The following is a 25110-nucleotide window of genomic DNA, read 5'->3' as shown; positions in this document are numbered from 1 at the left end:
TATTGTTATGAAATGGTTTTCGGTATGAGAATTATCACTACTTATTCAATTTTCGTATATCTCTTTTTATCATTATATTATATGATTTTGGATGGGAATTCAGGCGGAAGGAGTATAGCTGTGAAAGAGAAGTTTCGACCAAAGTTGAATGTAATTATTATTATTCTTGTTTTGATAAGTTTCGTTCTCATAGATCTACTAGTCGTACCCCAGTTTGTTGCAAAACGAATAGAGGCAGATGCTTCATTTCGTCTGCCAGTTAACTTCGGTTTTGGTGAATTAAAGGCTTTTGTAGACGTTGTTAATAAAGATGATGATCCCAAAATTATTCTTGTAGGTGATTCCGTTATTAAAGGTGGGGGAGTTGATAATGGGACGGAAAGTCTTGCCCATTACCTTGAAGATGAAGTGGATGAAGTAGCCCCTGATTATCAGGTTTATAATTTGGGGTTGAGTGGGGGAGCACCAGGCGATGCATTTTTTATCGTAAAGGCACTTGATCTAGAGCCTGAAGATATCGTTATTTTCGATCTGAATACAGGTCATTATGGTAACACGGTAGTCAAATTCATGGATAAAACAGGACACCTTGCCTTTAAAGAAATAAATGGAGCTTCCTTATATGATGATTTACAAATCACTGAAGATCGTATAGAAGATCGATTACAAACGCTGATGGTGAACGTTTGGGACTTATATGCCTACCGCGACATGATCAAGGAATTAATGTTTCCCGACCCGGACAAGCCTATGCCACAACCTATAAATTATAATGTGTGGAGTGCGACGGACTGGACTGAGAAGGTAAAGGGTACTTCCAAACGTGGAGCGTATCTAATCAGCGATAAGGATCTGTCTGTAGATTTTACCAGATATATGATTCAGGATGTAAAAGAGCAGGGTAGCAATATCCTGATTTTTAATACTCCGCTTAATCAAGAAATGATGCAAAAATACAATATGATTGATCGATTCAATTATGATCGCAACATAGATTTTCTGGAGCAAGTAGTAGAAAAAGAAGGCGGAGAGTTCGTCGATTATGAAAAAATTGTCCCTGCAGATGATTTTACCGATAGCATCCATCCTATGGCCAAAGGGAACAGGATTATTGCTAACCACTTGGTCGATGATATGGAAAGCTGGTTGCTGAAAGAAAAGAGGGACATACCTTGATTTTTAACACATGGGTTTTTGCTGCGTTTTGTCTGATAACCTTTCTGATCTATTGGTTTGGGGTGTCAGGTAAATATAGGGCGCATGTCATGTTGTTTGCCAGCTATCTATTTTTTACCTACCATTTTCCGTGGCATACTGTTCTTATTTTATTTATGACGGTAGTTGTTTATCTGCTTTCGCTCAAGATCTTTCGCTATAAACCGGAAGTTGATGCTGGTAAAAAGCTGCCTTGGTATCAGCATCCCAAGTTCTATCTGATCACAATCATTATCTTTAGCGTCTCTATTCTGGCTTATTATAAGTATTTTAAAATGATGGTTTCTACGCTAAATGACATCTTCCAGCTGGTTGATGTCGAAGTAGCATATCAGATACCAGCCATTATTGTACCACTTGGATTGTCGTTTCTGGTGTTTGAATTCGTTCACTATTCCATCGACGTATATCTGGGAAAAGCAGTAAAAACAGGACCGTTCCAATTTGCACTATTTATCATGTATTTTCCTACATTAGTATCAGGTCCTATTAAACGGTATCAGTCTTTTAATGAGCAAACCGTTACCATGGGGAATTTCAAGAAAGAGTACGTCATGGAAGGCTTGTCACGGATTCTTGTAGGTATGTTTAAAAAAGTGGTAATTGCTGATCAAATGACGGTATTCGCCGATTATTTACTTACCCCTGAAACTGCGACAACCGGAGAGCTTTGGATAGGGATGTACGCCTATGCGATTAAAATTTTCTTCGATTTCTCTGGTTACTCCGATATTGCAATCGGGTGTGCCCGACTCTTTGGATATCGTGTGCCTGAGAACTTCAATTATCCATATTTACAAAAGAATATAGCGGCCTTCTGGAATAACTGGCACATGTCACTATCTAGCTGGATTCGGGATTATATTTATATTCCGTTAGGTGGAAGCAGAGGGTCCATGTTGTTAGCGGCAAGAAACTCGCTTATTGCAATGGGAATTAGTGGTTTATGGCATGGAGCGGCATGGCATTTTGTATTTTGGGGCCTCTACCATGGAATGGGACTCGCCATCTATCGCTTTTATAAAGCAGGGAAAAAAGAGTTGGCAACTAACTTTGCACCTGTTGCAGCAACAGGCACGATGAAAGGGAAAATCCCATATATCTCAGGTATTCGGGACGTGGGAGCCATTCTGCTCACCTTCCATTTTGTTGCGATTGGCTGGATTTTCTTTTACTGCGAATTTGATGTGGCAATACAGGTAATTGTCAAAATGATAGGGGGATAACATAGAGATGAGGAAGGTCATTTCCTATCTGTACAGTACGCTGTTCTGGGTGGTCATTATTATCTCGGTAGTTTTGGCTAGCTCAGGGGTAGAATCACGATTTATTTATACCGATTTTTAATGTAGTTCATATCATTGATTGTAAGAGTAAGTAGAAGGAGCATGTTTTTGAAAAAAATTGATCAAAACATGCTCTTTCATATATGTAAATGAATCGTTCCATTATCTATAGTAACGATAATTTCATTATAAACTGTTCACCTTTTGGGCCGATTTTTCTGTTACCAGTATCTGTAAAACCTACTTTTACATACAGTTGCTGGGCAGCAATATTCTTGTGGTTAACAGCTAGTGCAATTTCATCACAGGTAGGAAATTGAGTTGTAACAAACTCTCTTAGTAATAACATACCTTGTTTAGCATAGCCTTTTCCTTGCTTGGCATGGTTTAAAGATAATGAGGTTAATAACATAGCATTCTGATTATCTGAATAGTCCTTAACTCGTTTGGTTGAATGTAATAAAAAGAAGCCTACAGGCTCATTATCATGTAAAATAACGATACGATGCTGGCCTTCTGTTACCTCCCAAAATTTATTTGGTAATGAAGTGAATTGTGATTGATTTTCAGGAAGTTCAAAAGAATTTAATACTTCTACATGTTCATTCGAAAAGTGGGCTAGCTCTATGCAATCAATCTTTTCCATATCCGTATATACACCTCTGTAGTTTCTTTATAGATTATCATGCGAACATACATTTGTAAATGAGAGTTGATTAATTATTCCGTTTAATCAGTTGCAGAGTGAAATCAAAATGCATACTTCAAAAAATAAACAGGGGTGTATGCTAAGCACCCCTGTTTATTTCTTTCCTTGTGAAAAACCAGCAAATAATTGTCCGCCAATCGGTTTATATATCTCGTCAACAAAGTCGATAAGTGGTTGCTTGTTCTCCTCTTTGTAGAAGCTTTTAAGTCCATTAAAAAATTTCTCGCTTATATCTTTATCAAATTTAGACAAGGCTCTTGTTAATGCTTTTCCTCTGCCAGTAAGAACTCAGATGCTTCTTGTTTCAGTTTTTCAGCATCCCCGTTGTCTATTAGTATTTTCCCCTCCATTATCATAGTAGCTAGTATTGGTTTTCCACTTTCTTTATCAGATGCTAACTGTTTCGCGTATGATTCTTTATTATGAATGAAGCATTCTATCCGCCATCCGAACATAAAAAAGCTTTCTCGGTATTCATTTGAGTTGTTATCAAATACGACAATATCTAAATCAGAAGTTTTCGTTTCCTCGCCCCTCGAAGCACTGCCGGCAAGAAAAGCTATCTCACAGGTAGGAAATTTATCGTCTATAAACAATTTTGATGCTTCAAATGAAGAATACTTCAAAGAGAACACCTCCACGAAATCATGGCTCAGACTCTTTTGTATGATATCACAATTTTCTGTAAACTAATTCCTGTTCCGTTACTATTAGAACTTTTTCTTTTTTGTAAAAAAATGTTGCAAAACTAATATCATTAGTTATAATGAAACTAACGATATTAGTTTTATGACTCAGGAGGAGTTTTCATGCGATTACGAAACGAGAAAACGATTCATCAGCTTAGTTTTTTACCTAACCTATTTCCAGTTAACTGTTACTTGGTTGAGGAAAAAAATGAACTGACGTTAATTGATGCGGCCCTACCTTATTGTGCTACATCCATTATTCAAACCGCAGCGAATATTGGAAAGCCAATTACACGAATCTTGCTTACGCATGCTCATGATGACCATGTAGGAGCATTAGACAAACTAGTAGCATCATTACCAGATGTGAAAGTGTACATTTCAGAACGGGATGCACGATTATTAGCAAATGATGTTTCTCTCGATCCCCATGAACCACAAACAAAGATTCGTGGTGGTGTTCCGAAACAAATTGTAACTCGCCCGCATGTCCTATTGAATGAGGGGGATCAGATCGGGTCGTTACTTGCTGTTGCAACACCAGGACATACACCAGGCTCCATGACATTTTTGGACACAAGAAGTCAAGCAATGATCGCAGGAGATGCTTTTCAAACTAGGGGAGGAATCGCTGTATCTGGGCATATGAAACCCTGGTTTCCTTTTCCGGCAATGGCAACCTGGCATAAGGAAACAGCCTTACAAAGTGCTCACAAATTATTATCATATAAACCAACCTTACTCGCTGTTGGTCATGGCTTGATGATAAACGAACCAAGAGTAGCAATGGAGAAGGCGATCAATGAAATGGAGAAAAGCTTAAAAGGAACCATGTTACAGGAAAGGGTGTAAACAAATGTCTCCAAGAGTAGGTCTTGATTTGACTAGAATATTACAGGTAGCAGGAGAGATGGCAGATAAGGATGGAATTGATGCGGTAACGCTCGCTTCCCTTGCTAAGGAACTGCATATACGTCCTCCTTCTCTTTATAATCATGTAGATGGGTTAGCAGGCTTGAGAAAAAAATTAGCGACGTATGGATTAGAGCAGCTTTATCAAGTGATGGCGACAGCGGCAATTGGTAGGGCAAAAGACGAGGCTATTCGGTCAATTGGAGAAGCGTATTTAACCTTTGCACGAGAACATCCGGGATTATATGAAATTACGTTACGCTCACAGGTGGACGATGACCCCGATCTACAATTGGTGGGCGAAAAAAGTGTCAATTTGATCCTGCAGGTTCTTCGTGCCTATGGAATTGAAGGAGAAGAAGGGTATCATACGGTGAGAGGTTTGCGGAGCATTTTTCACGGATTTGCTTCTCTTGAACAAAAAGGTGGGTTCGGGATGCCACTAGAAGCAGAGGTGAGTTATCGAATACTGGTGGATACTTACTTAACGGGGTTGCATGCAAGAGATATGAGGAAATGATAGATTAAAATCATGACTGACAGGACGTTAATAACCAAGTAAAAACCAGTCCACACGATGTCTCGATCATGTAGACTGGTTTTGTTGTTTGAAGTAGTAAAAGAGCGATTTTTCGTTTTACCGTGCTTGATAATAATCAAACACCATTTTACCAAGCTTACTAATCCCCTGTTTTGCGACGCTATTTTCCACTCCTTTTGAAAGGAAGGATAACAAGACAGCATGTCTCCCTATGTATAATATCCCTGTGTCATGCTGAACATTGGTTACATTTCCTGTCTTATTAGCCAGCTCCCAAAGGGGCAGACCACCAATAATTTCATGATCAGGATCAGGGAATAACCCAGGAATTACATCGCGGACCTGTTGCTTTTTCAAAATAGACAGCATTTTCTGGCTGGCATCATAAGAGATGATCTTCCCTTGAGCTAATAAGCGATAATGATTGGTCATATCTGCTGGTGTAACAGAATTAACTCCTTCTAAATCTGCTGGAATAACCATGAGCTTGTTATAAAACGCGCTATTGTTCATGCCGGTTTTTTCCATAATAGCATGAATGCTATCCTTGCCCACTAATTCTATCAGCATGTTGGTAGCGGTGTTGTCACTTTGAATAATCATGAGAGTAACTAAATCTTGAATGGAGAGTGGAGTTCCAGGTGTCATGTGTTGCAGTACTCCTGCTCCGCCAACTAGATCCTCTGCTCGCAAATCAAGAATATCCTCCATGGCGAACCGCCCTTCATTAGCACCAGCAAAAACAGCTGACATGACAGGGACTTTAATTAAACTAGCGGCATAGAAAGAGTCATTTTCTTTGTAAGAAAACTTTTCAGCCGTAACTATATCCTCTACAACAACTCCCCACTCCCCTTGAAAACCTTCAATTGCCTGCAATAAATCGTTTTGTAAATTTGTAAACAAGAATCTTCACCTCTTCTTTTTGTATATACATAAATAAACGAATCTACTATACTATTAAAAATATAAGCTTTTATGAAAGAAACGCCACAATTTTCTACATAATTCGAAGCAAGGAGTGTTACTTAATGAAGAAATTCGTATTTCGAACTCTATGTGCTGTGTTGGCGTTAAGCACGGTGCTTGCTGGCTGTGGTTCTACCAATCAGGCAAACGAAGGCACAGGGCAGAGTCCTCAAGCTGGGAACAAAGAACAAGTTTTTCGTGTCAATATTAAAACAGAGCCACCTACCGCTGATCCTGGTTTAGCACAAGATGCTATTTCCATGGCAGTAGCAAAAGCGGGTTTTGACGGTTTGATGCGTCTAGGTGAAGATGGTAAGTTACACGAGTCTGTTGCAGAGAGCTACAAGATATCAGATGATCTAAAAACGTATACCTTTACCTTGCGTGAAAGCAAATGGTCAAATGGTGATCCGGTAACGGCTCATGATTTTGAATACGCTTGGAAACGCGTATTAAATCCAGCTACAGCATCTGAGTACGCCTATCAACTTTATTATATAAAAAACGGGCAGAAAGCAAATGCTGGTGAAGTCCCAACTGATCAGATTGGGGTAAAAGCTTTGGATGAAAAAACGTTGGAAGTAACCTTGGAGAATCCAGCACCGTATTTCCTTGAGCTTGTCTCTTCCGTAACTTATATGCCTGTGAATAAAAAAATTGTTGAAGGCAACAAGGATTGGGCTAATGAAGCGAGTACTTATATAGGAAACGGTCCTTTCATTATGGAGGAATGGAACCATAAATCCAAGATTACATTTAAAAAGAATCCTACATACTGGGATGAGAAAAATGTGAAGCTGGAAAAATTGGAGTACAACATGATTGAGGATACGAACACCGAATTAAACATGTTTGAAAATGGTGACCTTGATTGGGCTGGCTCTCCCTTAGGTGATATTCCTTCCGATGCGATTGCGACGCTGGAGGATAGATTAGAAACACAAGCAACTGCGGGTACTTACTGGTATGTATTTAATACGAAACAAGCCCCGTTTAATAATAAGAAAATTCGCCAGGCATTTGCGTATTCCATTAATCGTCAAGCCTTGATTGATAATATCGTACAAACAGGTGGAACAGCTGCTCTTGGAATTCTGCCTCCATCCATGATGTTAAAACCAGAAGGTCACTTTAAGGATAATGACGCAGAAAAAGCGAAACAGTTACTGGCAGAAGGTATGAAAGAAGAAAAAATGACTAAGCTGCCTGAGATCACTTTGTTGTATAATACAGATGAACTTCACGGTAAGCTGGCACAAGCAATTCAGGATCAATGGCGCACAACCTTGGGCGTTGAAGTGAAACTGAAAAATATGGAGTTAAAAGTAGTTCGTGATGCCATGAAACAAGGCGATTTCCAAGTAGCACGCGCTAGCTGGATTGGTGACTTCAACGATCCGATTAACTTCCTAGAAGTATATAAAACAGATGGTGGCAGCAATCGCTCTGGATGGTCCAATCCTGAGTATGCCAAGCTTCTTGATCAGTCCATGGTAGAAATAGATCCTGAAAAACGCAAGAAGATTTTACTGCAAGCAGATGAAATGATCATGGAAGAAATGCCTGTGACTCCACTTTATTACTACACATATAAATGGTTGAAAAAGGATGATGTCAAAGGCGTTGTGATTGACGCACTAGGCTTCGTCGATTATAAATACGCACGACGAGAATAGAAGGGATGAGAGTCCGTGAAACCGGTTATTGGGATTGCAGGACCACGTATGTTTTTACCTGATGTACATGTAGAACATTATTATTATGTGAGTAATGGTTTTGTTGAAGGCGTAATGAAAAGCGGGGGACTTCCCGTAATGATTCCTTTGTTGCATCAGGACCAATATCCGATTCCTGACATTCTTGATGCGGTGGATGCACTCATTTTTACAGGTGGCGTTGATCCAGCCCCCCATCTCTATCACGAAGCACCTCATCCAGAGCTGGGAGAAGTAGATGCTGAGCGGGATCAAGCAGAGCTAAGATTGATTCAGGCAGCCAGAGAACGTAACCTACCGATGTTTGGGGTGTGCCGTGGTGCTCAGATTTTGGCTGTTGCCTTGGGCGGTTCACTCGTTCAGGATATTGCCAGCCAGATACCTGGTGCAATCGGTCATCGTCAAAAAGGTACGATTCAATATGCTTCGCATGAAGTGGTGCTTCAGCCAGGCTTTATTCAATCTGCACTAGGTACTGACAAAATTTTGGTTAACAGTACCCATCATCAGTCAGTAAAGGATTTGCCCGAGGGTTATCGTGTTACTGCTATTGCTCCCGATGGTGTAGTTGAAGGCTTTGAGAGTGAAGATGGACGTATTATTGGTGTTCAGTGGCATCCGGAGCGGATGTGGGTGAGAGAAGAGCAAATGCTGGGACTTTTGAAGGCATTTGTAAGTGAGGTAGCATCTTCCTCAGTGAAGGTGTAAGCATGGAAGGGTTTTAAACGTCTAATAGAATGAAGTATGCATAAGGGTAGACCCGTTTTCCTGTTACGATAGCAGAGAGAACGGGTCTATTTCCTTTAAGAGAAAAGGATGATGAATAAATGAAGATAATATTCAGAAACCTGATTGTCGTACTGATACTTGGATATTTTAATGATGCCACTGAATTAGTAGATACGCAGGCAACAACATATTTGGAGAACAAGGGATACAGTATTGAATCATATGAAGGCATAGTAGATCAATACATCCTTACGAAGCAACACCTTGTCACACTACCTCACATGATGTACTGGGAATTGCAAGAAGTTGATCCCTCCTTATATATTGGTAAAAATATTATCGTAAAAAAATTCATCGTGACTCACCATCCCCTTTCAGAAGGAAAAGTCGAAGCTTTTGTCTATGAAGTTGATAAGAAACCAATAGGAGGAACCGCGCAGCCAATGAGTAGAGAAAGAATGGTAGGTGGCTATTTTTCAATAGATGGGAAAACGGTCGAAGAACTTCACTTTCGCTCTTTTTTAAGTTGGCAAGACGAGTGGCTGAAGAAATATGAGAATGAAGAATAGATGATAAGTTCCTGATACACGCAGGAAAGATATTGAATGAAATGAAATATGTTTACAATAATTCGAATGAAAAATTTCATTCTAGTCTAGTTAGAGAAAGCAGGAGAGGGTCTTGAGTGTAACCATCGAATACAGAATACTTACACAAATAGAAGACGTTGAAATGGTCTGTACATTACAGGATGCCATTTGGGGAAAAGGGACGGGGACGTCGTCGGGCCATATAATTGCCGCATTACATAATGGTGGGATTGTGATAGGTGCTTTTGAGCAGCATAAATTGGTTGGTTTTTGTTATGGTTTTGCTGGGTATAAGGAGGGCGAGGCATATCTTTGCTCCCATCTTTTAGCTATTGATCCTGTCTACCGAGATCAAGGTATTGGTCAGCAATTAAAAGTAGAACAACGAAAATGGGCGCTTGCGTATGGATACAAGCGAATCACGTGGACTTTTGATCCCCTGGAATCCCGAAATGCATACCTTAACATTTGCAAACTAGGCGGTGTAGTCCGAACGTATTTGCCATCCTATTATGGAGAACTGGATGATGACATTAATCGGGGATTACCGTCTGATCGGCTTTTGCTAGAATGGAATCTGATCTCCGAACGTGTTCTACAACGAGTAGATAACAACTTTTACCTCTCACCTGAATGGATGTCATATGTCCTGCTCTTTTCCGGGGATGACGTCTGTGAAACATCGGTTCCTCAAGCATCTTTTGATATGGTTACACGCTGCACAAGTTAGGTAATGCGAGGTATGCTCATGCTCCTTACCCTTTACTCAGACAGTTTAACTTGCAACTCACCTTAAAATAGAGGATAATAAAATGAGAATATATGTTTGGGTAACGGTGAGCGCCTATGAAAAAATTCATCCATCTGGACATTGATGCTTTTTACGCCAGCGTGGAACAACTAGATCATCCTGAATACCTGGGACATCCCGTTATTGTTGGGGGCACAGGAAACCGAGGAGTAGTAGCCACCTGTAGCTATGAGGCACGTGAATTTGGTGTTCACTCTGCTATGCCTGTAGCCATCGCGCGTAGAAAATGTCCACAAGGGATCTTTGTTCCATGTCGTTTTGACCGATATCATGAAAAGTCTGCGGAGATTCGTGCTATTTTTACCGACTATGCAGAATTATTCGAAACGGTAGGATTGGATGAGGCTTATTTGGACGTGTCTCATTATGATAATGCCGTTCCTGTTGCGAAGATTATTAAAGAGAGAATTCGGCTTGAAGCTGGTCTTACCTGTAGCATTGGACTTTCCTACAACATGTCGCTTGCCAAAATTGCAAGTGATTTAAGGAAACCGGACGCCTTTGTTATCATTCGACCAGAGGAAGCACTAGATATACTGGCTCCTCTTCCTATTGGGGTAATTAATGGAATCGGGAAAAAGTCACAGGAAGTATTGAAGCGACGACACATCGAGACGGTACGAGACCTCTGGGAGCATTCAGAGGAGGAGCTTGTTCAATTGTTTGGAAAGTGGGGTCATGCCCTTTACCAGAGAGCACGAGGAATTGATTACCGAGAAATCAAAATGGAACGTTCAGTGAAGTCAATTAGTCGTGAAACCACACTGATTTATGATCTGCACGAACGAGAAAGAATAATTGAGGTCGCACGTGAATTGCTGGAGGAAATAAAGCAAGAGTCAGAAGATGAACAAGTGATGCCTCAGACGTTAACGCTTAAAATACGTTATACAGACTTCACAACCAGAAGCAAACAACGTAAAGTGGAAGCAGGAAGTAATTGGGAAGAGTGGCTGGAATACCTGGTAGATGATTTTGATTTTTCTAAGGGAGTCAGGCTAATTGGGGCTGGGTTTAGTAATTTTTTGCATATAGACGAGCCGGGCACTCGCTTTGAACAGTTGACTATGTTTCAGCTTCCCAGTTGGAAAGAGGGATAATAGTGAAGAGCGCCATTGTCTATTATGATAAAGAGTGTAATATGTGCCGATTCATTCGTAAATGGCTGATTCGCCTTGCACGTCCAGCCTATAAAAAGAATCTGGTTTGGCGACATTATGTAGATGCTCCAGCCTGTGACATACATGATCGTTCATGCGGTGAATCATTGAAAGTGGAGCTGCCATCCACAGAGATCCTACAAGCTTTTTATGCCGTACGCATGTTACTTCGTTTTACGTGGTTTTTCTGGTTAGTCCCTCTGCTTTACATCCCGGGAATGTCATATGTCGGCGAACGTGTTTATCGCTATGTTGCCAAAAACCGTTATAGCTGGTTCGGACGATCGGAGGAGAAAGGATGACAGAGAAAGCAAACCGTTTTCACTGCTGTGCTACTTGCACGAATTACCACGTGGAACCTAAGAATGAAGGCAAACCAACATATCGATGCAGCCGTCTTGGGTTTGAAACAAAACCGACTTATCAGTTTCATTGTTGGAATCCAAATGAGCATGTTAGAAGACTGATGAAAAAAGAAGAGCAAAACCCTTAACAGATATGTTTTTCTTTTGCAAGAGTATCCATTGATATGGTATAGTTAGTCCCGATATCTTCGTTCTGAAATGTATCGCTTATCGCTATGCCAGAACGTTTGTACGGGAGGTTTATACATTTGCTGCTACAAAAACTGACCCCTAATGAATATGTGGAATCTGTTTTCACAATTGATATAGAGCAGTTAATAAAGCAAAACATTAAAGCGATTATCACCGATCTGGATAATACGCTAGTTTCTTGGGATGCACCAGATGTTACCGAGGAAGTGAAAGAGTGGTTTAAACGTCTTGATGAAGCGGGGATTCAAGTGACCATCGTGTCGAATAATAACAAGGCACGAGTCCTTCATTTTTGCCAACCGTTGCGATGCAGGTATATACCAGCTGCCAAAAAACCGGGCAAACAGGCTTTTGTGCGTGCGATTGAGCTAATGGGGGTAACCATTGAGGAAACCGTAGTAATTGGCGACCAGCTATTTACGGATATACTTGGGGGTAATAGGCTGGGCTTTCACACGATTTTGGTCGTACCAGTTAAGGACTCGGACGGGTTTTTTACCCGTTTTAACAGACAAATGGAGCGGATTGCGCTCAGTTGGATGCGCAAGAAAGGAATGATTTCGTGGTACAACAACAAGAAGTAGATCAAACTCAGCCGTATTCCTGTGCAGGCTGTGGTATCGAAATACAGACAGAGAATAAAAACAAGTCTGGCTATGCTCCTGCTTCAGCCCTGAAGCGGGATATTGTAATTTGTCAGCGCTGTTTCCGTATTAAGCATTATAATGAAGTTGCTCCAGTAGAGATGCACGATGATGATTTTTTGCGGATATTAAACGGGATTGGATCCACTGACAGCTTGGTTGTAATGGTTGTTGATATTTTTGATTTCCATGGTTCCTGGCTGAGAGGTTTACCTCGTTTTGTAGGACAAAATCCGATTTTATTAGTGGGGAACAAGGTTGACCTGTTACCACGCAATATTAGTCAGAATCGGGTACGTAACTGGATTCAGCATGAAGCCAAAGAACGTGGCTTGCGTCCAGACGATGTAGTATTAGTAAGTGCTGCAAAAGGTGAGGGAATTGATGAATTGCTTGCCCGTATTGGTCAATTGCGCAAAGGACGTGACGTATACATTGTAGGTGTCACGAATGTAGGAAAATCGACGTTGATTAATCGGATTTTACATGATTACGGTGCGGCTGATATGGAGATTACCACTTCTCCGTTTCCTGGTACGACCCTTGATAAGATTGAGATTCCACTTGAGGATGATCGTTCCATCTTTGATACGCCTGGTATTATCAACCGTGATCAGATTGGACATTTGGTATCTCCGGAAGATCTGCGTAAGATAACACCACGCACCAGGATCAATCCTACGGTGTTCCAATTAAATGATCAGCAAACCTTGTTTCTTGGTGGATTGGCAAGGGTGGATTATGTAAGTGGCGAACGTCAGCCGTTTGCTTGTTATACAGCAAAGGATGTGTACATCCATCGAACCAAGCTTGAAAACGCCGACGAAGTATTGGCTAAGCATCATGGAGAATTGTTGACACCTCCAACAGGAGCAGCAGCAAAAGAACTGCCTCCTTTTACACGTTATACTTTTAAAATAGATACAAAAGGTCCAACTGATATCGTGATTGCCGGCTTAGGCTGGATCGCTCTTCAAGGAAAAGTGAAGGGCGTTGTTGAGGTACATGCTCCAAAAGGAGTTAGTGTTGGGTTACGTAAAGGGCTTATCTAGCTTTATCGTCGGGTTCTTCAGATTTAGAAAGATAAAGGAACTTGGCCCCTTTCTAAGCGGAAGGGGCTTTTCCACTCAAGACGGGGAGTGTCGTTTGTGATTGGGAGTAAAACAACAATGGTTGGTTTATTTGGACGCCCAGTAGCTCATTCATTATCACCACTTATGCATAATGCAGCATTTGAATACCAGCAATTGCCGTTTGCTTATGCTGCATTTGAAATACAGAATGATCAGGTGAAAGAAGCAGTAGAGGCAATACGCGCGTTAGGGATGCGCGGTGTAAATGTTACCATTCCGCATAAAGTGGCTGTTATGCCTTATTTGGATCGCATTGACCCCCTTGCTGAACGAATCGGTGCAGTTAATACGATCGTGAATGAGCAGGGTGAGCTGATTGGGTATAATACGGATGGAGCAGGATTTGTGCGATCGTTAGTGGAAGAAACGGAAATAGAACTCCGCGATCTAACCATAACGATGCTCGGAGCAGGTGGAGCAGCACGTGCAGTTGCCTGTACTCTTGCTGAAGCAGGCGTACAAAAGATTAATATTGTTAACCGTTCACTGGGACGAGCAGAAACGCTTGCTTCTTTTTTATCGCCCATGGTAGCTGTAGAAGTACTTCCTTTTACACAAGCTAAAGAAGCGGTAGCCGAGAGCTCTCTTCTTATTAACACGACATCCATCGGAATGTTCCCGCACATGGAAGAGATGCCGGTTGAGAGTGAATGTCTTCGTCAAGACTTGATCGTAAGTGATTTGATTTATAACCCGCTTGAGACAAAATTAATTCAGCAGGCAAAAGAACGAGGAGCGGTTCACCACTCCGGTGTAGGTATGTTTATTAATCAGGGAGCGCTTGCCTACGAGCTATGGACTGGTCAGGCTGCTCCAGTAAATAAAATGAGAGAGATCGTGCTGCAACATTTGCAGCAAGGAGGAAATTAAATGTTAACTGGTAAACAAAAAAGATTTTTACGTTCGAAGGCACATCATCTTACCCCAATCTTTCAGGTTGGTAAAGGCGGGGTAAATGAAAATATGATCAAACAAATCGGTGAAGCGATAGAAGTACGCGAATTGATTAAGGTATCTATTTTGACAAATAATCTGGATAACAAACACGATGTTGCTGAAGATATCGCAACAGGTGCCGAGGCAGAATTGGTACAATTGATTGGTAACACCATTGTTCTTTACAAGGAATCAAAGGAAAACAAAACCATCGTATTACCATAAAGGTGGACTTTTCATGAAGCGAATCGGAATACTGGGTGGCACTTTTGATCCCATCCATAATGCACATCTTTTGATTGCGGAACAGGCAAGAGATAACCTGCAATTGGATGAGGTTTGGTTCATGCCCGCCTACATTCCTCCGCATAAGCAAGAGAAGAGGGAGATTACGGGGGCAAAGCACCGGGTACAAATGGTCCAAGCAGCAATTGCTGACAATCCGCACTTTCTCATGACATCGGTGGAACTTAACAGAGGGGGAGCATCCTATACCTTTGATACAATGAACCAACTGGTTAAGGATTATCCAGATACCCGATTTTTCTTCATTATTGGTGGAGATATGATTGAAATGTTACCGAAGTGGCATCGGATTGATGAACTGGTTCAGCACGTCCGATTTATTGGCTTTAAACGACCACACTCAGTAATATCCGAGACGAAGTATACCCCTTATATTGATCTGGTACCCATGTCGCTATGGGACTTGTCTTCAACACTGATTCGAAATAAGCTTGCAGCTGGAAAAAGCATACGTTATCTTGTGCCTGCTGAAGTGGAAAGATATATAAAGGAGAATCGGTTGTATGGAACTACTGGAAAATAGAGAAGCGTTACTTGTGAAAATCCATGAACAAATGCATGAAAAGCGCTACTTACACACATTAGGAGTAGCTGAGACTGCCAAGCAACTTGCCATTCAATATGGTGCTGATCCGAAAAAGGCAGAGCTGGCAGGATTGTTACATGACTACTGCAAGTGCTGGGAGTCAAGTCGGATGAAAGAGCTTTTGCTTCAACACGATCATCCTGAAGATTTGCTTGATGCGGATAAATCATTATGGCATTCGTTTGCAGGAGCCATTGCTGTTCAGGAAGAAGTAGGCGTTACGGACGAGGAAATTCTCGATGCTATTCGATATCATACATCAGGCAGACCACAGATGACCCTACTGGAAAAAGTCGTTTGTCTGGCAGATTATATTGAACCAAACCGTACTTTTCCCGGTGTGGATGAGCTACGTAAGGGAGCAGAGACAGAGTTAGAATCAACATTACAGCAAGCGTTTGGTGGAACAATAAAGTCTTTAGTTAAACGTAACCAACGAGTTTATCCATTAACGATACTTGCCTACAATGATTTGATTCAAAAATAAGGAGGCCATATATGGTACAAACAGATAATCAATTACTTGAAATTGTTTATAAAGCAGCAGAGGATAAAAAAGCGGAGAACATTATCGTGCTAGATATTCACCAAGTCTCGATAATGGCTGATCATTTTGTTATTTGTCATGGTAATAACGAGCGCCAAGTACAAGCTATTGTACGTGAAATCCGTGATCAAGTACACAAGCAAGGCTTTGAGATCAAAGGAATCGAAGGAGCAGAACAAGGCCGTTGGACACTGATCGATATGGGTGATGTGATTGCACATGTGTTCCATAAAGAAGAACGCGATTTCTACAACCTGGAAAAATTATGGTCTGATGCACCGCGTGTCTCTGTGAAAGTGACTGAGTAGCATGGCATACACACATTTAGCACATGTGTATGATGCCCTAATGGGAGACGCTAAGTACGAGGATTGGATTACGTTCGCAGAAGAGTATTGGCATAAGGAAGGTAAACCTTCTCGAATTATCGATCTTGGCTGCGGAACGGGTAATATTACTATTCCGTTGGCTAAGAAAGGGTTTCAAGTAACAGGGGTGGATCTTTCCCCTGAAATGCTTGCCATTGCTTATGAAAAGATGAAAGAAGCCCGGGTGGATGTGACATGGATAGAGCAGGATATGGCTGAATTGATGTTGGAAAAGGTGGATTCAGTGATTTCCTTTTGCGATTGCCTTAGCTATGTAACCGACGAAGAGGCTGTTAAAAAAACCTTCGAGCGTGTATATCAACATCTTATTCCGGGTGGATCATTTCTTTTTGATGTGCATAGTCCTTATAAAATTCTTCATTTCTTTGCTGATCATACCTTTACGCTAGATACGGATGAAATTACGTATATTTGGCAATGCTATACAGATGATGAGCGAATGGAAGTTGAGCACGACCTTACTTTTTTTGTTCAACAACCAAATGGATACTATCAACGCATGGAAGAAGTTCATGCCCAACGAGCCTATCAGCCGACCCAGATTATTTCTTGGTTGCGAGAAGCGGGGTTTGAACAGATTAAACTGACGGCTGATTTTGTTAATCTACCTCCACATGCGGAGAGTGAACGCCTGTTTTTTACGGCAAAACGCCCAACTGATTGACATTCTCGATAAAAACCGACTATAATACTCATAGTCAAATTATATATGCATAAAGCAAAAATGAGGAAAATAACCGAAATGTTTGTGCAATCAGAGAGTTGACGGATGGTGTGAGTCAACCCAAGCTTTCGATGAACTCCCCTCATTGCTCTTTTGCCGAAGATGATCAACTTTCATTGAGTAGGCAGAAGCGTTTTCCACGTTAAGGATGAATGAGTGAGCAACCTTTACCTCGTATAGGTTTGCTAATTAGGGTGGTACCGCGAGAAGAAACCAGAGTCTCCTCGTCCCTAACTTGCTGAAATGCAGCAGTTAGCGACAGGAGGCTTTTTTTGTATTTCCTACATATCTGAAGGAGGCTATATCATGGCAATGCCGTATAATCCACAACAATTGGAAGGAAAGTGGCAAAAGTTCTGGAACGAACAAGGAACCAACAAAACAGCAGAGGATTCCTCTAAACCGAAATTTTACTGCCTAGAGCAGTTTCCATATCCGTCTGGTCGTCTTCACATGGGACATATGCGCGTTTATTCTATTGGCGATGTGATTGCACGTTTGAAGCGTATGAATGGCTATCAAGTGCTTCACCCAATGGGTTGGGATGCCTTTGGTTTGCCAGCAGAGAATGCAGCAGTTAAATTTGGCGCACAACCGGCAAAATGGACATATGAAAATATTGATTTTATGAAAAATCAGCTGAACCGACTTGGTGTGAGCATTGATTGGAGCCGTGAAGTAGCTACTTGCTCACCTGATTACTACAAATGGACGCAGTGGCTGTTCCTAACTTTCCTGGAACAAGGTCTTGCCTACCGTAAACGTGCTTTTGTTAACTGGTGCCCAGAATGCTCCACTGTTCTAGCTAATGAGCAGGTAATTGATGGTTTGTGCTGGCGTTGTGATTCTGAAGTAACCAAGAAGGATTTGGAACAATGGTTCTTCAAAATTACCGACTATGCAGAGCGTTTGTTAACAGATCTTGATAATTTGCCAGGCTGGCCAGAAAAAGTGCGTACGATGCAGAAAAACTGGATCGGTAAAAGTGAAGGTGCGAATATTACCTTTACGATTCCAGAACTAGACAATGAGGAAGTAACGGTCTTTACGACTCGTCCTGATACACTATTCGGTGTAAGTTACATGGTACTTGCGCCTGAACATCCATTAGTACCTAAGCTAATCGCTGGTAAAGCAGAAGAAGCAAAAGTGCTTGCTTTTGTAGAAGAAATGAAAAAAGAGAGCGATATCACTCGTACCTCCACAGATGCTGAGAAAGTAGGTCTGTTCACAGGCGCTTACGCAAAGCATGCATTAACAGGAGAACAAGTACCAATTTGGGTAGCAAACTATGTCTTGCTTGATTATGGAACAGGTTCTGTAATGGGTGTACCGGCTCACGATGAACGTGACTTTGCTTTTGCTAAAAAATATGACCTGCCTATTCATGTGGTTATTAATCCTGAAGATGCAGATGTATTGGTTGAAGAGATTGGTGTAGATGCTGCCTTTACGGAAGATGGCACCATGATTAATTCCGGTCAGTTCGACGGGATGCCTAATCGTGAAGCGATCAAGGCAATCGCGGATCATTTGGAAAAAGAGGGTAAAGGTGGTTTAACCACCACATATCGTCTACGTGACTGGCTAGTATCTCGTCAACGTTACTGGGGTACACCAATTCCGATTATTTATTGCGATGATTGCGGAGTCGTTCCAGTACCAAAAGATCAGCTTCCTGTTACCTTGCCTGAAGATGTTGTGATCGACGGAAAACGAAACCCATTAACGAGCTCTGAAGACTTCCTTCACACAACATGCCCAACTTGTGGCGGTAAAGCTCGCCGTGAGACGGATACCATGGATACGTTTATTGATTCTTCCTGGTACTATCTGCGTTATACAGACAGTCAAAATAAAGAAATGCCGTTCTCCAAAGAGAATGCAGACAAATGGATGCAAGTGGATGAATACATCGGTGGAATTGAGCATGCAATCTTGCACTTGTTATATTCCCGTTTCTTCACGAAAGTGTTGCATGATGCAGGAATGTTTTCCTTTGATGAACCATTCCGTAGCTTGTTAACACAAGGTATGGTACTAAAAGATGGTACAAAAATGTCTAAATCCAAGGGTAACGTAGTAAGCCCTGATGAAATGATTGAGAAATACGGAGCGGACACAGTACGTCTATTCATCCTTTTTGCAGCACCACCAGAGAGAGATTTGGACTGGACTGATACTGGGGTTGAGGGCAGCTTCCGTTTCTTGAATCGGGTATGGCGTTTGGTAGAAAGTCATTCTGACCTTATCAAAACGGGGCAAGTAGTGAATGCACAAGATGATGCTGCCAAAGAACTTAACCGCACCACTCACTACGCTATTAAGAAAGTAACTGAAGATATTGGCGAACGATATACTTTTAATACAGCAATCAGTACGATCATGGAATTGGTAAACAAATTGTATACCTATCCAGAAACATCAGATCGTGGAACACTTGCCTTCGGATTGGAAAATCTGATCGTATTACTAGCACCAATTGCTCCACATATCGCAGAAGAAATGTGGCAAATGATTGGTAAATCCGGAAGTGTGCATAACCAGGAATGGCCACAATTTGACCCACAAGCATTAGTGTTGGATGAAGTAGAAATTGTAATCCAAATCAATGGTAAGGTACGCGATAAAATGGTGGTAGCTAACGGACTCTCTAAGGAAGATCTGGAGAAACATGTTCTTGCAACAGAAAAGGCTATAGCCCTAATCGATGGGAAAACCGTTCGTAAGGTCATTGCAGTACCAGGCAAACTGGTTAATATCGTTGTTGGCTAAATGTAGGTAAATAAACAAAATACGCTGTATGTGAATGAGAAACCCCTGTTCTTCCTAAATGGAAGGCAGGGGTTTTTGAGCGAGGTTTATGCCTGAAAGGGTGGAAAGAACAATTTTCTCTAGTTTCCTGCTGTGAATGAACGTTTATTATATGGCACTGTAAAATAAAATTGCTAATAGTAGCTTATAAAAATGGGGCCTCCTATTGGAGTCCCTGATATTTTTCTACAATGCATTAATCTAGTCTTGATACTCAGCATGACCATGGCGAGAGCAACCAAATAGGTAACATGCTGTCTGAATAGATGTTTCAAATTCCATGATAGGAATGTAACCAGACCTGATTTGATCTAGCATTTGTTCAAACTCTTTCTTCTCATTACGTAATCTTTTAATGTAGGCTTGTTTATCGCTTTCTGTCCAATCATCAGCACAATCCTCTTCATATTCATTTTTTTCAAGTAATTCCATAGCTTTTTGATGAATATTCAATGATTTTCCCCTCTTGTTTATAAGAATTAAAATCAACTCAAATAATGGTCAATGTATTTAGTAGCCACGCCATTGAATTGAGCCTTTCTTAGTAATATACCTACTCACAAAAGCAATAGTCATGTAACCTACTAAACCCCCAATGGTATTGAGAAGGAGATCGTCAACGTCAAAGCTACCAAGACTAAATAGGAATTGAAGTATTTCATAAGTAAGACTCAAACAAAATGTTGCAATGGTGACAGAACTAAGCTTGGAGAATTTTTTTGATAGCAAAGGGAGTAAAAATCCAAAAGGGACAAAAGCAATAATGTTCCCGATTACATTTTCGACCCGTACGAATACAGGTACGTCTGATACAAATAAATAATAAGATATCGTTTTAAAAGGGATAAAGTTTACGGAAAGCCATTGATAGTTCTCAATTTTCCAATTGAACTGACTGATAATCATTTCAATAGTGTGGTTCCTGATAAATACTAAGTTTGTTAAAATATACAAATAAGCAATCATGATAATGAGGGTGACAGCTTTGATCAATGGTTTGGTCATGGAATTTCTCCTATCCCTATGCCTGAATTAAATACATTGTGATTGAATTAGTGTCCGTTTTATCCTATCATTCATGACGTTTCACCAATGATTAAAGTCACAAGCAAAAAGATAATGACCAAATGGTGGTAGCTTCTATGCTTTTTGAAACAAGCAAAGAGGTATCGATTGATCCACGATTGTAATATGAAAAAATAAACCGAGGGATAGGTAAATATCCCTCGGTTATTTAACTTAGCCTTTATTATTGCTACGAGACCAGATAACTGTTGGGATAAGCAGCAATGAAAGGATGCCCCCAGCTAATGAAAGAGTTGCGTAACTAGAGTGCGCCACGACCATGCCGGAAAGTGCTCCACCAGATGCCCCAGCTAGAGCGACCAAGACATCAACAGTCCCCTGCGTCTTAGCACGAGTAGATGGGTGAGTGGAATCAACGATAAGCGCTGTACCACTAATCAAGCCAAAGTTCCAGCCAAGTCCGAGCAGAGCAAGTGCGGTGATAAGGACCAACATGGAATCGGTAGGTGCAACAGCAGCCACTACACCGGCGGCCAGCAGTGTAGCACCTGAAGCGATTGCCATTGCAGTGCGTCCAATCTTGTCAGCAAGAAGACCGGTCAATAGAGAAGGAAGGTACATTGCACCTATATGGATACCTATCACTAGCCCTATCTCGTTTAAACCATATCCGTGATGCCCCATATGTACTGGCGTCATCGTCATAATGGCCACCATGACAATTTGTGTTAAGACCATTACGGTAGCTCCGACAACAATTCCCCGTTTGTTTATTGCGAGTTTTTTGAAATTAGTGTCTGAAAGATTACTCTCGTTCGTTTTTTGCATCTCTGCAAGTGCTTTGGCAATAACCAGAGGGTCAGGGCGAAGCAAAACTAATAGCACCAAACCTGCTAGGATGTAGGCTGCAGCAGCAAGAATGAACGGTCCAGATAAAGCAGGAACACCAACTGACATGGCGAATTGACCCATTACTCCAACCAGATTTGGACCCGCGACAGCACCGAACGTGGTAGATACCATCGCAATACTGATTGCGGTTGCTCGTTGTGTGGAAGTTGCCAGGTCGGTACCTGCATAGCGAGCTTGTAGGTTTGTAGCAGTTCCGGCACCATAGATTAATAGGGAAGCAAAAAGAAGTAGAATATTGTTGGTTGCTGCTGAAACCACTACTCCAATTGCGCCAATACCGCCAGCTAGGAATCCTGTTGCGAGTCCAAAACGGCGACTATAACGTTGGGAGAGTCTCCCTATAAGTAACGCTGCCCCAGCTGAACCAAGAGTGAGCAGCGCAGCCGGAAGTCCTGCATAACTATCTGCTCCTAGCATGTCCTGTGCAAGAAGTGCTCCGACAGTAACGCCTGCTGCAAGTCCTGCTCCACCAAAAATTTGTGAAATGACAACAATGATCAATGTCCGTCGATATAGCTTTTGTTGCTTTTCTGGAGAATCAATGAAACGATATAACATGGATGATTGACTCATACTAACGACTGAATTATCTGGATTATTTGACACCACTCAGACTTCCTTCCTACGGAACAGACTCATTCTATTGTTTAATCGAATAGTTGTATTGTAATGAGATTAACTCTGAACAGTCAATCGCTAAACTACGTGTTTGTCCTTCCAAAGTTTTTTGAGTATGCTGATAACAAACAAGAAAAATCAATAGAGGTGGATCCAAGATGGAATTTACTTTGAAGCCAATTGCATTTGTTAGTAATACCCGCAAAGAGATAAAAGATGATCGATGGGGTGAGATTGTCTCCAAAATAAAATTGACTCACTCGTTCAATGAAGGAGCATTCGAAGGAATAACGGAATTTTCGCACCTAGATATCGTCTTCTATTTTGATCAAGTTACAGATGAACAGATACAATACGAAGCAAGACATCCAAGAAACAACAAGGACTTTCCGAAAGTTGGGATATTCGCTCAACGAGGTAAAAATCGCCCGAATAAAATTGGAATTACTACGGTTGAGCTTCTGGAACAGAATGGTCCTGTGTTAGTAGTAAAAGGATTGGATGCGATTGATGGTACTCCTGTGATTGATATTAAACCTGTTATGAAAGAATTTTTAGCAAAGGGTGAGGTAAAGCAGCCTGATTGGTCTATTTCTATCATGGAAAAGTATTGGAAGTAGAAGGTAGGAAATTGAGAGACTAGAGAATCTCTTTTCTAGGTTTCGCCCACATTATATAGATCATTCCAGCAAAATGACGCTCAACTCTTTGTAATTCTAATGGGGACTGGGTTACTAAGCCTGCCATATCACGATTAAAGTGGCATCCTTCTAATTTCTTGAATAGTGGATGTGTTAGATGTTGGAGTCCTCGTAAGGCATGATTATGACCTAGACCATGCTCTAAAAGTAAAATCTCACCATCAGCATGACACCACCGATTCATATTAGTAAGAACTTGTAGCGGATTATCGTAGCCACAAAGAGAGAGTGTAGAAATGACGAAATCAAATGAATCATCAGGTAGTTCCAGGTGATCAACGTCAGCTTGTACAAAATTCGCAGTAATACCATATTCAACTGCTGCGTGCTTAGCCTTGTGTATCATGTTTGGGCTAAAATCAACAGCGGTAACTTCGACTCTGCTTGCATCATAATAGGGAAAATTAGCGCCTGCTCCCACTCCTAACTCCAGAACTTTTCCTGTCACATTTTTTAGGAGTTGCTGGCGCCAAAGACCGAGAGCGCCTGTTTTTCTGTTGCGCTCATACATGTTGGCTTTTCTATCAAATTTTGCAGCTAACTCTACTTTTCTATTCACAATGAATCACCTTAACCTTACCTACTTTTTTTCGAATAAAGATGCCGGAATCCCCGTTACAATAATGGGGACGAATAGTAGTACCATGTAAAGGACCATAGGTGAATCGGCCTTATAATATAGTACCATTGTAGGTTCCATAACGGAAATTAGGGCATAAGAAAACCCGAGAATTATGTGTAAAAAATCTTGCGTACTTACATAATCTCGGGTAAACAGGTATTTTATTTTGATCGTAGTTGATTAGCCATTTCCAATTGGTCCTCAGCAAATCGTTCTTGCGTACTGCGAAATACCCGATGGAACACCCCAGGAATATTTCCTTCAAGAACACGTAAACCTTCCCCAGTAACGCCTCCTGGAACGCATACCCGTTGTTGTAGCTCTGGTAAGCTAAAATGTCCTTGCTTTAATAATTCACCTAATCCAATAATCATTTGTGTAGTGAGACTTGTTGCTGTATCTTCGGGAAGTCCAGTCTCATCACAAGCAGATGTAATAAATTGTTGTAATACGTAGCTGATAAAGGCAGGACCACAACTAGAGATATCTGCTGAAATACGTAAGTAGGGCTGTTGTATTTCAACTGGCAAACCAAGATGGGACAGAAGCGGTATGACCATTTCTTTTGATTTTTCTCCCATACTTTCTCCATACTCAACCAATACAAGTCCGCTTAATGCCTGATTTGTAATACTGGGAATGACACGCATTACGGAAGAAGGAACCAACCCCTCTAGCTCAGAGACTTGAACTGGACTAGTTATTGTTATTAAAACCTGGTCCTTTGTCATAATGGGTGCTACATCGAGAAGTGCTGTTCGATACTCTTTTGGTTTCACACAAAGAAAAAGAATGTCGCATGATTTTGCAACTTCTGCATTCGACTCCGCTACTTGTAACCCTGGATATTTTTCAGCAAGAGTCTTTACCTTGGTTGTCGTTCGATTTGCTGCCCAAATTTGTTGAGGAAGAACCGCTTGGGAACGAATTAGCGATGAAATTAACATTGAGCCCATACTACCAGTTCCGATAAAGCCTATGTTCATGAGTTTTTCTCCAACCCTTCCTAAGTAAGTATACATATTTTGGGTAACCATTTGGTTAGCTAAGATAATTGTTTGTACGTCTGTTTGACAGGGATGGTATGTTGGTAGCTGACCAAGGTACCGCGTATAAAATGTGCTTTTACATTTTATGTACACGTGGGAAGGAACATGAATAAGCTTTTTCACTGTTTAAAAATGTATATATGACAAGGTTTTACTCTTTTTCGTACACGTACATGTATTTCCACAGGAAACATCAGTACTTTGAGCAAATTTTACCTGG

General features: G+C 41.1%; 29 protein-coding genes and 1 other annotated feature. Of the genes, 21 read left to right on the top strand and 8 right to left on the bottom strand.

What is annotated here, in order from left to right; all coding sequences use genetic code 11:
• Nucleotides 1-120 precede the first annotated feature (120 nt).
• Both LM917_RS00590 and LM917_RS00585 read left to right on the top strand, forming a co-directional pair.
• On the top strand, nucleotides 121-1176 hold the full coding sequence (locus LM917_RS00590) for an SGNH/GDSL hydrolase family protein (RefSeq protein ID WP_232695452.1): 1056 nt from the start codon (nucleotides 121-123) through the stop codon (nucleotides 1174-1176).
• Complete coding sequence (locus LM917_RS00585) at nucleotides 1173-2441, top strand: MBOAT family O-acyltransferase (protein WP_232695451.1); 1269 nt, start codon at nucleotides 1173-1175, stop codon at nucleotides 2439-2441. Before LM917_RS00590 ends, LM917_RS00585 begins: the two co-directional genes overlap by 4 nt.
• 226 nt (nucleotides 2442-2667) lie before the next feature.
• Here LM917_RS00585 and LM917_RS00580 read toward each other — a convergent pair whose 3' ends face one another.
• Both LM917_RS00580 and LM917_RS00575 read right to left on the bottom strand, forming a co-directional pair.
• Nucleotides 2668-3147 carry a GNAT family N-acetyltransferase gene (locus tag LM917_RS00580; RefSeq protein ID WP_232695450.1) on the bottom strand — a complete coding sequence of 160 codons (480 nt, stop codon included), beginning with the start codon at nucleotides 3145-3147 and terminating at the stop codon, nucleotides 2668-2670.
• A gap of 323 nt (nucleotides 3148-3470) precedes the next feature.
• Entirely contained in the window at nucleotides 3471-3836 is a 366-nt protein-coding gene (locus tag LM917_RS00575) for a nucleotidyltransferase domain-containing protein (protein ID WP_232695449.1), read from the bottom strand.
• A 183-nt stretch (nucleotides 3837-4019) separates the two neighbouring features.
• Between LM917_RS00575 and LM917_RS00570 the strand changes: the two genes are divergently transcribed.
• A complete protein-coding gene (locus LM917_RS00570) occupies nucleotides 4020-4751 on the top strand; it encodes an MBL fold metallo-hydrolase (RefSeq protein WP_232695448.1) in 732 nt (243 codons plus the stop codon).
• 4 nt (nucleotides 4752-4755) lie between these two features.
• Nucleotides 4756-5331: a TetR-like C-terminal domain-containing protein gene (locus tag LM917_RS00565; RefSeq protein ID WP_232695447.1), complete on the top strand. Its 576-nt coding sequence runs from the start codon at nucleotides 4756-4758 to the stop codon at nucleotides 5329-5331.
• Nucleotides 5332-5448: 117 nt separating this feature from the next.
• Here the strand turns inward: LM917_RS00565 and LM917_RS00560 are convergent, their stop codons facing one another.
• Nucleotides 5449-6258 (bottom strand): serine hydrolase, encoded by an 810-nt coding sequence (locus LM917_RS00560; RefSeq protein WP_232695446.1) that lies wholly within the window; start codon nucleotides 6256-6258, stop codon nucleotides 5449-5451.
• Between the two features lie 125 nt (nucleotides 6259-6383).
• On the opposite strand from LM917_RS00560, the gene LM917_RS00555 reads away from it, so the two are divergent.
• The 16 genes from LM917_RS00555 to leuS all read left to right on the top strand — a co-directional run bounded on the left by LM917_RS00555 (nucleotide 6384) and on the right by leuS (nucleotide 19923).
• Nucleotides 6384-7997 (top strand): peptide ABC transporter substrate-binding protein, encoded by a 1614-nt coding sequence (locus tag LM917_RS00555; protein ID WP_232695445.1) that lies wholly within the window; start codon nucleotides 6384-6386, stop codon nucleotides 7995-7997.
• A 15-nt stretch (nucleotides 7998-8012) separates the two neighbouring features.
• Nucleotides 8013-8744 (top strand): gamma-glutamyl-gamma-aminobutyrate hydrolase family protein, encoded by a 732-nt coding sequence (locus tag LM917_RS00550; protein WP_232695444.1) that lies wholly within the window; start codon nucleotides 8013-8015, stop codon nucleotides 8742-8744.
• Nucleotides 8745-8863: 119 nt separating this feature from the next.
• The gene (locus LM917_RS00545) at nucleotides 8864-9334 is read left to right on the top strand and encodes a hypothetical protein (RefSeq protein WP_232695443.1); all 471 of its coding nucleotides are present in this window, start codon (nucleotides 8864-8866) and stop codon (nucleotides 9332-9334) included.
• A 112-nt stretch (nucleotides 9335-9446) separates the two neighbouring features.
• Nucleotides 9447-10085, top strand: coding sequence for a GNAT family N-acetyltransferase (locus tag LM917_RS00540; RefSeq protein WP_232695442.1), 639 nt, complete (start codon nucleotides 9447-9449; stop codon nucleotides 10083-10085).
• A 116-nt stretch (nucleotides 10086-10201) separates the two neighbouring features.
• Nucleotides 10202-11266, top strand: coding sequence for a DNA polymerase IV (gene dinB, locus LM917_RS00535; RefSeq protein WP_232695441.1), 1065 nt, complete (start codon nucleotides 10202-10204; stop codon nucleotides 11264-11266).
• A gap of 2 nt (nucleotides 11267-11268) precedes the next feature.
• Nucleotides 11269-11628 carry a thiol-disulfide oxidoreductase DCC family protein gene (locus LM917_RS00530; protein ID WP_232695440.1) on the top strand — a complete coding sequence of 120 codons (360 nt, stop codon included), beginning with the start codon at nucleotides 11269-11271 and terminating at the stop codon, nucleotides 11626-11628.
• On the top strand, nucleotides 11625-11819 hold the full coding sequence (locus LM917_RS00525; protein WP_232695439.1) for a hypothetical protein: 195 nt from the start codon (nucleotides 11625-11627) through the stop codon (nucleotides 11817-11819). The genes LM917_RS00530 and LM917_RS00525 overlap by 4 nt, the downstream gene beginning before the upstream one ends.
• Nucleotides 11820-11939: 120 nt before the next feature.
• Complete coding sequence (locus LM917_RS00520; RefSeq protein ID WP_232695438.1) at nucleotides 11940-12467, top strand: YqeG family HAD IIIA-type phosphatase; 528 nt, start codon at nucleotides 11940-11942, stop codon at nucleotides 12465-12467.
• Nucleotides 12446-13579, top strand: coding sequence for a ribosome biogenesis GTPase YqeH (gene yqeH, locus LM917_RS00515; protein WP_232695437.1), 1134 nt, complete (start codon nucleotides 12446-12448; stop codon nucleotides 13577-13579). Before LM917_RS00520 ends, yqeH begins: the two co-directional genes overlap by 22 nt.
• Nucleotides 13580-13675: 96 nt before the next feature.
• Nucleotides 13676-14530 (top strand): shikimate dehydrogenase, encoded by an 855-nt coding sequence (gene aroE / locus LM917_RS00510; protein WP_309241911.1) that lies wholly within the window; start codon nucleotides 13676-13678, stop codon nucleotides 14528-14530.
• Nucleotides 14531-14821, top strand: coding sequence for a ribosome assembly RNA-binding protein YhbY (gene yhbY, locus LM917_RS00505; protein ID WP_232695436.1), 291 nt, complete (start codon nucleotides 14531-14533; stop codon nucleotides 14819-14821).
• A 13-nt stretch (nucleotides 14822-14834) separates the two neighbouring features.
• Complete coding sequence (locus LM917_RS00500) at nucleotides 14835-15425, top strand: nicotinate-nucleotide adenylyltransferase (RefSeq protein WP_232695435.1); 591 nt, start codon at nucleotides 14835-14837, stop codon at nucleotides 15423-15425.
• Entirely contained in the window at nucleotides 15406-15975 is a 570-nt protein-coding gene (gene yqeK, locus LM917_RS00495; protein ID WP_232695434.1) for a bis(5'-nucleosyl)-tetraphosphatase (symmetrical) YqeK, read from the top strand. Before LM917_RS00500 ends, yqeK begins: the two co-directional genes overlap by 20 nt.
• A gap of 11 nt (nucleotides 15976-15986) precedes the next feature.
• A complete protein-coding gene (rsfS, locus tag LM917_RS00490) occupies nucleotides 15987-16343 on the top strand; it encodes a ribosome silencing factor (RefSeq protein ID WP_232695433.1) in 357 nt (118 codons plus the stop codon).
• Nucleotide 16344: 1 nt separating this feature from the next.
• Nucleotides 16345-17088, top strand: coding sequence for a class I SAM-dependent DNA methyltransferase (locus LM917_RS00485; RefSeq protein WP_232695432.1), 744 nt, complete (start codon nucleotides 16345-16347; stop codon nucleotides 17086-17088).
• Nucleotides 17089-17136: 48 nt separating this feature from the next.
• Nucleotides 17137-17383, top strand: a binding site (T-box leader).
• A gap of 71 nt (nucleotides 17384-17454) precedes the next feature.
• Nucleotides 17455-19923: a leucine--tRNA ligase gene (leuS, locus tag LM917_RS00480; RefSeq protein WP_304502574.1), complete on the top strand. Its 2469-nt coding sequence runs from the start codon at nucleotides 17455-17457 to the stop codon at nucleotides 19921-19923.
• A gap of 240 nt (nucleotides 19924-20163) precedes the next feature.
• On the opposite strand, the gene LM917_RS00475 is transcribed toward leuS, so the two are convergent.
• The 3 genes from LM917_RS00475 to LM917_RS00465 all read right to left on the bottom strand — a co-directional run bounded on the left by LM917_RS00475 (nucleotide 20164) and on the right by LM917_RS00465 (nucleotide 22473).
• A complete protein-coding gene (locus LM917_RS00475) occupies nucleotides 20164-20415 on the bottom strand; it encodes a hypothetical protein (RefSeq protein ID WP_232695431.1) in 252 nt (83 codons plus the stop codon).
• A 57-nt stretch (nucleotides 20416-20472) separates the two neighbouring features.
• Complete coding sequence (locus LM917_RS00470; RefSeq protein ID WP_232695430.1) at nucleotides 20473-20967, bottom strand: VanZ family protein; 495 nt, start codon at nucleotides 20965-20967, stop codon at nucleotides 20473-20475.
• 234 nt (nucleotides 20968-21201) lie between these two features.
• Entirely contained in the window at nucleotides 21202-22473 is a 1272-nt protein-coding gene (locus LM917_RS00465; protein ID WP_232695950.1) for an MFS transporter, read from the bottom strand.
• Between the two features lie 203 nt (nucleotides 22474-22676).
• Here LM917_RS00465 and tsaA point away from each other — a divergent pair, with 203 nt between their 5' ends.
• The gene (tsaA, locus tag LM917_RS00460; protein ID WP_232695429.1) at nucleotides 22677-23138 is read left to right on the top strand and encodes a tRNA (N6-threonylcarbamoyladenosine(37)-N6)-methyltransferase TrmO; all 462 of its coding nucleotides are present in this window, start codon (nucleotides 22677-22679) and stop codon (nucleotides 23136-23138) included.
• Nucleotides 23139-23157: 19 nt separating this feature from the next.
• On the opposite strand, the gene LM917_RS00455 is transcribed toward tsaA, so the two are convergent.
• Both LM917_RS00455 and comER read right to left on the bottom strand, forming a co-directional pair.
• The gene (locus tag LM917_RS00455; protein WP_232695428.1) at nucleotides 23158-23778 is read right to left on the bottom strand and encodes a class I SAM-dependent methyltransferase; all 621 of its coding nucleotides are present in this window, start codon (nucleotides 23776-23778) and stop codon (nucleotides 23158-23160) included.
• 224 nt (nucleotides 23779-24002) lie between these two features.
• A complete protein-coding gene (gene comER / locus LM917_RS00450; RefSeq protein WP_232695427.1) occupies nucleotides 24003-24827 on the bottom strand; it encodes a late competence protein ComER in 825 nt (274 codons plus the stop codon).
• Nucleotides 24828-25110 lie beyond the last annotated feature (283 nt).

It is taken from the genome of Brevibacillus daliensis (assembly GCF_021245735.1).
In the GTDB taxonomy this organism is placed as follows: Bacteria; Bacillota; Bacilli; order Brevibacillales; family Brevibacillaceae; genus Brevibacillus_B; species Brevibacillus_B daliensis.
Note: the sequence above shows the minus strand (reverse complement) of the source record. Positions and strands in the feature narration are given on the sequence as shown.